The organism is Aestuariivirga sp. (genome assembly GCF_044239095.1).
Taxonomy (GTDB): Bacteria; Pseudomonadota; Alphaproteobacteria; order Rhizobiales; family Aestuariivirgaceae; genus Aestuariivirga.
Genome location: NZ_JBIICB010000144.1, coordinates 1 through 10447, shown reverse-complemented (window position 1 = coordinate 10447; position 10447 = coordinate 1). Strand labels below are relative to the sequence as shown.

11 protein-coding genes are annotated in these 10447 nt (G+C 65.0%); 7 read left to right on the top strand and 4 right to left on the bottom strand.

Annotated features, from left to right (window positions below):
• The coding region (locus ACILRA_RS13565; protein ID WP_395662628.1) for a cbb3-type cytochrome c oxidase subunit I at positions 1–900 on the bottom strand (900 nt) is incomplete at its 3' end.
• Between the two features lie 21 nt (positions 901–921).
• The gene (gene coxB / locus ACILRA_RS13560; RefSeq protein ID WP_395662627.1) at positions 922–1824 is read right to left on the bottom strand and encodes a cytochrome c oxidase subunit II; all 903 of its coding nucleotides are present in this window, start codon (positions 1822–1824) and stop codon (positions 922–924) included.
• 291 nt (positions 1825–2115) lie between these two features.
• On the opposite strand from coxB, the gene ACILRA_RS13555 reads away from it, so the two are divergent.
• The 5 genes from ACILRA_RS13555 (at position 2116) to ACILRA_RS13535 (ending at position 6969) form a co-directional block, all read left to right on the top strand.
• Complete coding sequence (locus ACILRA_RS13555; protein ID WP_395662626.1) at positions 2116–2760, top strand: invasion associated locus B family protein; 645 nt, start codon at positions 2116–2118, stop codon at positions 2758–2760.
• 130 nt (positions 2761–2890) lie between these two features.
• A complete protein-coding gene (gene tldD / locus ACILRA_RS13550; RefSeq protein ID WP_395662625.1) occupies positions 2891–4318 on the top strand; it encodes a metalloprotease TldD in 1428 nt (475 codons plus the stop codon).
• Between the two features lie 16 nt (positions 4319–4334).
• A complete protein-coding gene (locus ACILRA_RS13545) occupies positions 4335–4946 on the top strand; it encodes an HAD family hydrolase (RefSeq protein WP_395662624.1) in 612 nt (203 codons plus the stop codon).
• Positions 4943–6295 carry an MATE family efflux transporter gene (locus tag ACILRA_RS13540; protein ID WP_395662623.1) on the top strand — a complete coding sequence of 451 codons (1353 nt, stop codon included), beginning with the start codon at positions 4943–4945 and terminating at the stop codon, positions 6293–6295. The genes ACILRA_RS13545 and ACILRA_RS13540 overlap by 4 nt, the downstream gene beginning before the upstream one ends.
• Complete coding sequence (locus ACILRA_RS13535) at positions 6292–6969, top strand: DUF937 domain-containing protein (RefSeq protein ID WP_395662622.1); 678 nt, start codon at positions 6292–6294, stop codon at positions 6967–6969. The genes ACILRA_RS13540 and ACILRA_RS13535 overlap by 4 nt, the downstream gene beginning before the upstream one ends.
• 19 nt (positions 6970–6988) lie before the next feature.
• Here ACILRA_RS13535 and ACILRA_RS13530 read toward each other — a convergent pair whose 3' ends face one another.
• Together ACILRA_RS13530 and ACILRA_RS13525 are read right to left on the bottom strand one after the other, a co-directional pair.
• The gene (locus ACILRA_RS13530) at positions 6989–8335 is read right to left on the bottom strand and encodes a glutamate--cysteine ligase (RefSeq protein ID WP_395662629.1); all 1347 of its coding nucleotides are present in this window, start codon (positions 8333–8335) and stop codon (positions 6989–6991) included.
• A 103-nt stretch (positions 8336–8438) separates the two neighbouring features.
• Positions 8439–9170: a 16S rRNA (uracil(1498)-N(3))-methyltransferase gene (locus ACILRA_RS13525; RefSeq protein ID WP_395662621.1), complete on the bottom strand. Its 732-nt coding sequence runs from the start codon at positions 9168–9170 to the stop codon at positions 8439–8441.
• Between ACILRA_RS13525 and ubiA the strand changes: the two genes are divergently transcribed.
• Both ubiA and ACILRA_RS13515 read left to right on the top strand, forming a co-directional pair.
• The gene (ubiA, locus tag ACILRA_RS13520; protein ID WP_395662620.1) at positions 9169–10146 is read left to right on the top strand and encodes a 4-hydroxybenzoate octaprenyltransferase; all 978 of its coding nucleotides are present in this window, start codon (positions 9169–9171) and stop codon (positions 10144–10146) included. The two genes, ACILRA_RS13525 and ubiA, sit on opposite strands and share 2 nt — an antisense overlap.
• Positions 10143–10447 (top strand): PmbA/TldA family metallopeptidase (locus tag ACILRA_RS13515; protein WP_395662619.1); only part of this gene is annotated, 305 nt, incomplete at its 3' end. The genes ubiA and ACILRA_RS13515, both read left to right, overlap by 4 nt.

Genomic DNA, 10447 nt, shown 5'->3' with positions numbered 1-10447 from the left:
CGGCTTCTTCGAGAAGGTCGCCACGATGTGGGAGATGATGCCGAAGCCCGGAAGGATGAGGATGTAGACTTCCGGATGTCCGAAGAACCAGAACAGATGCTGGAACAGGATCGGGTCACCACCCGCCGACGGCACGAAGAAGGCCGTGCCGAAGTTGCGGTCCGTCAGCAGCATGGTGATGGCGCCAGCCAGAACCGGCAGCGACAGCAGCAGCAGGAAGACGGTGACCAGCACCGCCCACACGAACAGCGGCATCTTGTGCAGCGTCATGCCGGGCGCACGCATGTTGAAGATGGTGGTGATGAAGTTGATTGCGCCGAGGATCGAGGACGCGCCCGCGATGTGCAGCGACAGGATGGCGAAGTCCATGGCGGGACCCGGCTGGCCGGTCGTCGACAGCGGCGGATAGATCGTCCAGCCGCCACCCACGCCATAGGCACCCGCCGGACCCTCGACGAACATCGAGATCAGGAGCAGCGCGAGTGCCGGGGGAAGCAGCCAGAAGGAGATGTTGTTCATGCGCGGGAAGGCCATGTCGGGAGCACCGATCATCAGCGGCACGAACCAGTTGCCGAAGCCGCCGATCATGGCGGGCATGACCATGAAGAAGATCATCAGCAGGCCATGCGCGGTCACGAACACATTGTACATGTGCTTGCCGGCATCGAGCGCTGCGCCTTCCGGCATGCCATAGACCATGGAGGCGAGGCCGGCGAAATACTGGATGCCGGGTTCGGCCAGCTCCATGCGCATGACGATTGAGAGGATACCGCCGACGACGCCGGCGAAGATGGCGAACCACAGGTACATCGTGCCGATGTCCTTGTGGTTGGTGGAATAGACGTAACGCTTCCAGCCCGTGGGCAGGTGGTCGTCGTGAGCGGTTGCTGCGTGTGCCATGCTAATCTGCCTCTTCCCCAATTACTTCTGCGCCAGCTGGGCTCTGGCCTCAAGCTTGGCGGTCATGAACTTGTGCGCTTCTTCGGCGCCGGCGGTCTGCGCCTTCTGGGCCCAGGCGTCGTAATCAGCCTGTTCGAGCACGATCACCTCGATCGGCATATAGGCGTGGTCCTTGCCGCAAAGCTCCGAGCACTGTCCGAAGAACACGCCGGTGCGGCTGGCCTTGAACCAGTCCTCGTTGAGGCGGCCCGGAATGGCGTCGATCTTCATGCCGAAGGACGGAATGGTCCAGGCATGGATGATGCCGTCGGGATCGGACGTGATGATCATCTTGACCGTCTTGTTGACCGGCACATAGACCGGCGCGTCCGTCTTGAGCAGGTAGGGCACGTTTGCCGCCCTCGCCGTCTCGATGTCGCGGGCGTTCTCGTCAAGCGAGGCGGTGAAGCTGACCTTGGCCGAGCCGTCATCGTTGAGGCCGAGGTCGGGGTACTCATAGGTCCAGTTCCAGCCCGGGTTGCCGATGGCCTTGATGGTCATGTCGGCAGCGGGAATGTCGCGCTGCAGGTAGAGCAGCCGGAAGGAGGGAATGGCGATCACCACCAGTATCAGGATGGGAATGACCGTCCAGAGGACCTCGACCGTCGTGTTGTGGGTGGTGCGCGAGGGAACCGGGTTCGCGCGGGCGTTGAATTTCACCATCACATAGATCATCAGCGCCAGAACGAACAGCGTGATCACCGTGATGATCGGCAACAGCAAGCCATTATGGAACCAGTGAATTCCTTCCATGGAGGGAGACACGGCCTCCTGCAGGCCCATTTGCCAGGGCTTGGCATAGCCTTCGATGGCCTGGGCCTCGGAAATGCCCGCTGCGCCGGCAAAAAGGCCGAGCAACGCGGTCAACGTGCTGCGAAACTTCATCGTTACCCTCTCTTCTCATGGCCCTGCGGCGGACGCGCAAGGCGGTGGGTTGGCGCTGTCAGATCGCCCACCCTCCATGTGGCGATTGTGAACCACATTCGGAGGCCAGCCGCAACGTGGGCAGGCGCGGCAAAACGTCATTGCGCAGGCGGTCTTGCGGCCCACCGGAATTCCGCCCCAATTGCCCCCGACACAGCGCGCCGGAGTAGCGGATTCCTCCGGAAAACTGGGTTGTCTTGACCCTCTGCCGGGGCTAAACCCGCCCAATCGAGAACCAGAAGGTTAACATACGTGCGAATCAACATAAAGCCGGGCCGCCTGCTCGCCCTCTCGTCCCTCGGTCTCGCGTTCAGCCTGGCGCTGGCGGGCATTGTGTCAGCCCAGGAAAGCCAGCAGGCACCGGCCCAGTTCGGCCCGCGCGCCAACAAGCAACAGCAACAGCAACAGCAGCAGCAGCAGGGCCAGCAGGGCCAGCCGGCGCCGAAGGTCGACCTTATTGCCGAGAACGGCAAATGGAAGGTGCAGTGCGAAACGCCGCCAGCGCCCGAGGGCCAGAAGCCGGTCCGCCAGTGCGGCATGGTCCAGTCGACCCAGAGCGAGAAGAACCCCAAGGCGACCCTCACCCTGGTCCTCGTCAAGACCGACACGGCCGAAAAATCGATCATCAACATGCGGGTCATCGCGCCCATCGGGGTGTTCCTGCCGACCGGCGTTGCCCTTGAGATCGATGGTGAGGCCGTGGGCCGCGTTCCCTTCACACGCTGCATGCCGCAGGTCTGCATGGCCTTCGCGGAAGCCTCGCCCGAAACGCTGGCAAAGCTCAAGAAGGGCAAGGAAGCCAATTTCATCATTTATGAGGCGCCTGGCATCGGCCTGCCCATGAAGCTGTCTCTCAGTGGCTTCACCGCCTCGCTCGACGCACTCCAGAGCAACTGACGCCGTCTTGGCGGAAATGGTTCAAGGGGCTGCCCCGGAAGGGTCAGCCCCTTTTTCATTGCGCTGGTAGAAGCAGGACTACTCACCTATCTTTGCAGCAACAGCCATCCGCAAGACAAGGTGATGCCGCATGACGCCGAGCCCAACCGCGCCCATCCTCGAGACCGCCGATTTCAGCCGCGCCGAGGCCGAAGCCCTGCTCGCCGCCACGCTGAAGGGTGCTGAAGACGGCGAGTTGTTCCTTGAAAAGCGGCAGACGGAGAGCCTGGTCTGGGACGATGGCAAGCTGAAGTCGGCAAGCTTCGACGAATCCCAGGGCTTCGGCCTGCGGGCCGTCATGGGCGAAACCGCGGCCTATGCCCATGCCACCGACCTCTCGCTAGCGGCCCTGAAGCGCGCGGCCGAGGTCTGCCGCACGGTCGCCACCGGATCGAGCGTGGTTCATGCCGTCTCGCCGGAGCGCACCAACCGCAAGCTCTATGCGGACACCAACCCGGCGGAGGCCATGGGCTTTTCGGAAAAGATCGCTCTCCTCCAGAAGGCCGACGCCTATACGCGCGGGCTCGACCCGCGCGTGAGGCAGGTTTCCGTGTCGATGGCCGCGGACTGGCAGGCGGTCGAGATCCTGAGGGCTGACGGTGCAAGCTACCGCGACGTGCGCCCGCTGGTGCGTTTCAACATCTCGGTCGTCTCTTCCGACGGCAAGGAACAGGGCCAGGGCAGCCACGGCCTGGGCGGACGGGGCGAGCCCTTGTCCTACTTCACCGAAGAGATGTGGATGGAAGCCGCGCGCGAGGCGCTGCGCCAGAGCCTCGTTTCGCTGGAAGCCCGCCCCGCACCCGCGGGCGAGATGGACGTGCTGCTGGGCCCCGGCTGGCCCGGCATCCTGCTGCATGAAGCCGTCGGACATGGCCTCGAGGGCGATTTCCACCGCAAGAAGACATCGGTGTTCACCGGCATGATCGGCAGCCGGGTGGCAGCACCTGGCGTCACCATCGTCGACGACGGCACCATCCCCGACCGGCGCGGCTCGATCACCATCGATGACGAGGGCACGCCTTCGCGCTCCACGACCCTGATCGAGGACGGCGTCCTCGTCGGCCTCATGCAGGACCGGATGAACGCCCGCCTCATGGGTGTTACCCCCACCGGCAACGGCCGCCGCCAGTCGCATGCCCACGCGCCCATGCCACGCATGACCAACACCTACATGCTCTCGGGCGACAAGCACCCGGAGGAAATCCAGCGCTCGATCAAGCGCGGGCTCTTCGCCAAGTCCTTCGGCGGCGGCCAGGTGGACATCACCTCGGGCAAGTTCGTGTTCTCCTGCACCGAGGCCTATCTGATCGAGGACGGGAAGATCACCATGCCGGTGAAGGGCGCAACGCTGATCGGCGCGGGGGCGGATGCCTTGACCCGCATCTCCATGGTGGGCAACGACATGTCGCTCGATCCTGGCATCGGCACCTGCGGCAAGCAGGGACAGGGCGTGCCGGTGGGCGTGGGCCAGCCCTCGCTCCGCATCGACCGCCTCACCGTGGGCGGCACCGCCGCATGACCTCCAGAGGCCCGACATGAAGCCCGAGGCCGTCATCTTCGACATGGACGACGTGCTCTGCCGCTACGACCTCGGGCGGCGGCTCCGGGCGCTGTCGCGCCTCACGGGCAAGACGCCGCGCGACATTCGCGCCGCGATCTGGGATTCGGGCTTCGAGGACGCGGCGGATTCGGGCGGCTACCCCGACCCCGACCATTACCTGATCGAGTTCGGCCGCCGAATCGGCCATGATCTCTCGCGGGCGGACTGGGTGGCGGCCAGGCGGGAGTCCATGCAGCCATGGCCCGACATGCTGGCGCTGGCGGCACGCGTCGGCGAACAGGCGCGGATCGCCATCTTCACCAACAACGGACCACTCACCAAGGCGGCACTGTCTGACCTGTTTCCGGAGGTCACGGCGGTGTTTAAAGAACAATACTACTCCTTCGAATTCGACACCAAGAAGCCTGATCCCGCGAGCTATACGAGGCTGATGGAACGCATGGGACTCGACCCGCAGCGCTGCTGGTTCATCGACGACAAGCGCTCCAACGTGACGGGAGCGCGCATCGCTGGCATCGCGGGCCACCACTTCAGAAGCCGCGAGCAACTCCTGCCCGAATTGCAGGGCCTCGGGTTCACCCTGTGAGCAGCGCGCAAGGGGAGCGGCAAGCGCCCTTCGTGGTGGGCTCCACCATGCGCCATGTCGTGATCATGACGCTCACCGGGGCCGTGGGCCTGATGGCGCTGTTCGCGGTTGACCTCGTCGACCTGTTCTTCCTCTCCATGCTGAACCAGACGGCGGTGACGGCGGCCATCGGCTATGCCGGAACAATCGTCTTCACCAACCTCTCGGCGGCGATCGGTTCGGGCATCGCCGCCGCGGCACTGGTCGCGCGCAATTTCGGCGCGGGCGACATGAACCGCGCGCGCCAGTATGCAACGAGCGGGCTGATGTTCTCGCTCCTCGTATCGGCGGTGATCACCATCACCATCAATCTCGGCTCGGGCGGGCTCCTCGCACTGCTGGGCGCATCGGGTGAGGCAAAGCGCCTGGCCCAGCTTTTCATCTGGACCATGACGCCGGGCTATATCCTGATTTCCGGCGCCATTTGCTGCTCCTTCATCCTGCGGGGGCTGGGAGATGCGCGCCGCGCCATGTACATCACGCTCTCGGCGGCCATCGTCACGGCCTGCATGGACCCCATCTTCATCTTCTGGCTGGGCTGGGGCATCCAGGGTGCGGCCGCGGCGACGGTGGTGGGCTATGCCGTGTCCTTCGGCATCGGCCTTCATGGCGTGGTCCGGGTGCACCGCTTCATCAACCCAATGCAGCTTCCGGGCCTGAGGCGCGATTTGCCGGCATTGTGGGCCATCGCCTTTCCCGCGATCCTCACCCAGCTCGCCACACCTTTCGCCAATGCCTATATGACCCATGAGATTGCCCCCTTCGGCGACGAGGCAGTGGCGGGCTTCGCCATCGTAGGCCGCATCATTCCCGTGGCTTTCGGCATCATCTTCGCGCTGTCGGGCTCGGTTGGCCCCATCATCGGCCAGAACTTCGGCGCGAAGCGGCACGACCGGGTGCGCCAGACGCTGAACGACGGGCTGCTCTTCGCCGCCATCTACACGCTGTCGACCTCGGTCCTTCTGTTCATCTTCCGCCATGAGATCGCAGAGGCCTTCAATGCCGCCGGCCGGAGCGTGGACATCATCGTCTTCTTCTGCACCTTCATCGGCGTCAGCTGGGCTTTCGCGGGCGCGCAGTTCGTGGCCAACGCCGCCTTCAACAACCTGGGGAGGGCGAAACTGTCGAGCTGGTTCAACTGGGGCAAGGCGACGCTCGGCACCATTCCCTTCGCGCTGGCGGGCGCGCAGCTCGCAGGGCCCGAAGGCATCCTCGCTGGCACCGCGATCGGTGCTGTCATCTTTGGCATTGCCTCCGTCGCCACGGCCTATAGGATCGTGCGGCGCAGCGAAGCCGGAGCGATGACATGAGCTTGCTGACAGTTCTGGAACAGGCCCAGGGCGGCGGGCTCTACGCCGCAGTTGCCCGCAATTTGGACCTCGACGAGAACCAGACGCGCAAGGCCATGCGCCAGCTCTGCCCCGTCATCGCCGCCAGCCTGCAGCAAAGGGCGGCAGCGGACGAGGACCTGTTCCAGACCTTGCTGGACATGATCGAGATGAGCGGACAGGGCTCACCCCTCGACGACGCCGAGAACCTCACCAGTGCCGAAGCGATCGCCGACGGCAACGCCATTCTGGACGATGTCTACGGCGCGCGGAACGCGGCGATGGTGGTGCTGCGCCAGGCCGATGCGACCATCCCCGAGCGCGAACTGAGCAAGCTTGCGCCCATCTCCGCCGTTGCGGTGGTGGCGGCCCTTGCCCAGGTCAATCGCCCCATGGCGCTTGCCGCAACAGCACAGACTGCGGTGGGCAGTTCCGCTGGCAGCGGCTTCATGGGCGCACTTGTCAGCGCCATCATCGCGGGCATCCTGGCCGCTCTGAAGAAGCAGTTCGGCCCCAAGCCGCGCCGCCGCAGGGCCAGCTATTCCCGCACCCGCAACACGCGGAAGACGACACGCAAGACCACGCCCGCGCGCCGCAAGACCGCGTCGGTGGCGGATGTGTTCAAGGATATTCTCGGAGATCTTGGGAAGAAGTAATGGGGAGCCTGCCGCAAACTCAGTAGGCAAAATCCCTGAACACCCGGCTGATGTCGCCGCCCCAGCTGCCGTGGTAGAGCGCCAGCAGATTCTCCGCCGCGGTCTTGTCCGTGGCCACCGTCTCGTCCAGCGTGTCGAGGAAGGCCGCCTCCGTCTTTCCCTTGCAGCCCTGCCGGTTGCGCGCCACGAGACCCTGGCGCGAGAAGCCCAGCACGTCGCGGGCAATGTCGCGGATCGTGCGTCCACGGATCGTGGCGGAAAGCGCCTGGGTTGGCACCGCATCGCGCAGGGCCTGGCGCTCAACCGCCGTCCAATCCTTCACGAGGTCCCATGCGGCATCGAGGGCGGACTGATCATAGAGCAGCCCCACCCAGAAGGCAGGCAGCGCGCACAGCCGGCGCCACGGGCCCGAATCTGCTCCGCGCATCTCGAGGTAACGCTTGAGGCGCACCTCGGGGAAGATCGTGGTGAGGTGGTCGGCCCAGTCCTTCATCACCGGCTTCTCGCCGGGAAGCTGTGGCAGGCGGCCGTCGAGGAAGGCGCGGAAGCTCTCGCCCGCGGTGTTGATGTATTTGCCGTCCCGCATCACGAAATACATCGGCACGTCGAGTGCATAGTCGACATAGCGCTCGAAGCTCATGCCATCCTCGAAAGCGAAGGGCAGCATGCCGGAGCGCTGGTTGTCGGTGTCGCGCCACACCTCGGAGCGGAAGGAGAGGAAGCCGTTGGGCTTGCCATCGAGGAAGGGCGAATTGGCGAAGAGCGCCGTGGCGATCGGTTGCAGCGCCAGCGACACGCGGAGTTTCTTCACCATGTCGGCTTCTGAGGAGAAGTCGAGGTTCACCTGGACGGTGCAGGTTCTGAACATCATGTCCCGGCCATAGCGGCCGACCTTGTCCATGTAGGGCGCCATGATGCCGTAGCGGCCCTTGGGCATGACGGGTGTTGCCTCCCGGCTCCAGACGGGCGATGCGCCCAGTCCGAGGAAGCCGATGCCCAGCCTGTCGCCCACCTCGCGCACCTGGGCAAGGTGCTCATGCACCTCCTCGCAGGTGTCGTGCACGGTCTCAAGCGGGGCACCCGACAGTTCAAACTGGCCGCCAGGCTCTAGCGAGACATTGCCCAGGCCCTTGGGATCCGAAAGCGCGATGATGTTCCCGCCTTCGAGGACGCCGGACCAGCCGAACCGGTCACGCAGTCCTTCCAACAAGGATTTGATGGAGCGTTCGCCGTGGTAGGGCACGGGCGCCAGCGTATCGGTGAGGAAGGGGAATTTCTCGTGCTCGGTGCCGATCCGCCATTGCGCCTCCGGCTTCGATCCCTGCGCCAGCTCATCGATAAGCTGCGCCTTGGACTCGATCGGCATGCGTGCCTTCGGGCTGTCGGGAGTGGGTCCGCTCACAAGCTGCTTCCTGTCAGATTTCCGTTCGACCGTGTAGAAGCCTGTCCATCATACGGCAAGACAAAGATTAATCAGCGCCCCAGTCGCCCAGCGCAGCCTGCAGCAGCGTCAGGGCGGCAATTGCGGCCGTATCCGCGCGCATGATTCGAGGCCCCAGTGAAATCGCTGTGACGAAGGACAGCGCGGAAAGATGCTTCCTTTCCTCCTCCGTGAAGCCGCCCTCGGGGCCAATCAGCACGGCGGCGGGCAGCTTCAGCCGCTGCAGCGCGGCGATGGGATTGGCGGCAGCCGCCGTCTCGTCGCAATAGACCAGCGCCCTGTCCTGCTCCCACGCCTCCAGCAGCTTCGCAAGCTTCACCGGCTCCAGCACTTCGGGCACGTAGACGAGGTTGCACTGCTCGGCGGCCTCCACGACATTTGCCTTCATGCGGTCGAGATTCACGCGCTCGGCGATGGTGCGCCCGGTCATGACGGGGCGCAGCCGCCGGGCGCCCAGTTCGGTCGCCTTCTGCACCACATAGTCGAGCCGCGCATGCTTGAGCGGCGCGAAACAATAGTCGATGTCAGGCGGTGGCCTGACATCCGAGACCCGGCGTTCGCAGCGCAGCGAGGCGCCCTTCTTCGAGGCCTCCGCGAGATGGGCCAGCCACTCGCCGTCACGCCCGTTGAACACCGATACGGCGTCACCGGGCTGAAGCCTGAGCACCCCCGTCAGATAGTGCGCCTGCTCGCGCGGCAGCGCGATCTCCAGGCCTTGTGCCAGTTCCGTGTCGAGGTGGAGGCGAGGGGTGGTTTTCATGGGGCTCCTGATGTACACCGCGGCCATGAACGATACCAGCAGCCCCGTGGAGAAAGCCGACCGCCGCGTCGCCGACGCGCTGCCGGACCATTGGGCAGACCGCGTGCTGCCGCGCGCCCTCAGGCCCTATGCGCGGCTGATGCGGCTCGAGCGGCCGATCGGCTGGTGGCTGCTGTTCATCCCCTGCTTGTGGGGCCTTTGCCTTGGCCAGATCGCCCTTGGCGGAGGGCTGCCGAGCCTGTGGTTCGCGGCGCTTTTCCTCGTGGGCGCGATCATCATGCGCGGCGCGGGCTGTACGCTGAACGACATCGCAGACCGCAACTTCGACGGCCTTGTGGAACGCACCAGGCTCCGGCCCATCCCGTCAGGCCAGGTGAGCGTGCCGCTGGCCTTCGCCTTCCTGGTCCTTTTGAGCCTGCTGGGCCTCGTGGTGCTGCTCCAGTTCAACTGGTTCACCGTCTTCACCGGGGCGGCCTCGCTCGTGGTGGTTGCCATCTACCCCTTCATGAAGCGCATCACCCACTGGCCGCAGGCGGTTCTGGGGCTCGCCTTCAACTGGGGGGCGCTGGTGGGCTGGACGGCGGTACACGGTTCGCTGTCCGCCGCCCCGCTGCTGCTCTATGCCGGCGGCATCGCCTGGACGCTCGCCTATGACACCATCTATGCCCACCAGGACAAGGAAGACGACGCGCTGATCGGCCTCAAGTCCACCGCGCTCAAATTCGGCAGCGCGACGATCTGGTGGCTCGCCCTGTTCTTCTTCCTGGCGCTTGCGCTGGTCGATGCCGCGATCTGGCTCGCCGGCGGCAGCCTTATCGTGCATGTGGGCGTGGCGGGGGCGGCCTTGCACGCGGCCTGGCAGCTTGCCCGCTTCGACCACGCCAATTCCGCACGCTGCCTTGAACTTTTCCGTTCCAACCGCATATTTGGCCTCATCATCACCCTTGGCCTTCTTCTGGACTCTCTCATCACATGATCGACGATCTCCTCTCGCTCGCGGGCGAGGCCGTGTCCCACGCCAAGAAGCTCGGCGCGGATGCCGTGCATGCCGTCGCCGCCGACGGGCGCTCAACCGAAATCTCCATCCTCGACGGCAAGATCGAGAAGGTGGAGCAATCGGAGGCGCGCGACATCAGCCTCAAGGTCTATGCGGGCAAGTCCTCCGCCACCATCTCGGGAAGCGTGCTGACGAAGGAGGCGATCCACCGTCTCGCGGAAACCGCCCTCAACATGGCGCGGCTCGCCCCGCCCGACCCCCATGCCGGGATCGCCGAGCC

Bases quoted from the DNA above. Each gene is read 5' to 3' on its own strand.
- coxB (WP_395662627.1), bottom strand. From the start codon at position 1,824: ATGAAGTTTCGCAGCACGTTGACCGCGTTGCTCGGCCTTTTTGCCGGC.
- tldD (WP_395662625.1), top strand. From the start codon at position 2,891: ATGACGCCGAGCCCAACCGCGCCCATCCTCGAGACCGCCGATTTCAGC.
- ACILRA_RS13525 (WP_395662621.1), bottom strand. From the start codon at position 9,170: ATGAAAACCACCCCTCGCCTCCACCTCGACACGGAACTGGCACAAGGC.
- ACILRA_RS13545 (WP_395662624.1), top strand. From the start codon at position 4,335: ATGAAGCCCGAGGCCGTCATCTTCGACATGGACGACGTGCTCTGCCGC.
- ACILRA_RS13535 (WP_395662622.1), top strand. From the start codon at position 6,292: ATGAGCTTGCTGACAGTTCTGGAACAGGCCCAGGGCGGCGGGCTCTAC.
- ACILRA_RS13530 (WP_395662629.1), bottom strand. From the start codon at position 8,335: ATGCCGATCGAGTCCAAGGCGCAGCTTATCGATGAGCTGGCGCAGGGA.
- ubiA (WP_395662620.1), top strand. From the start codon at position 9,169: ATGGGGCTCCTGATGTACACCGCGGCCATGAACGATACCAGCAGCCCC.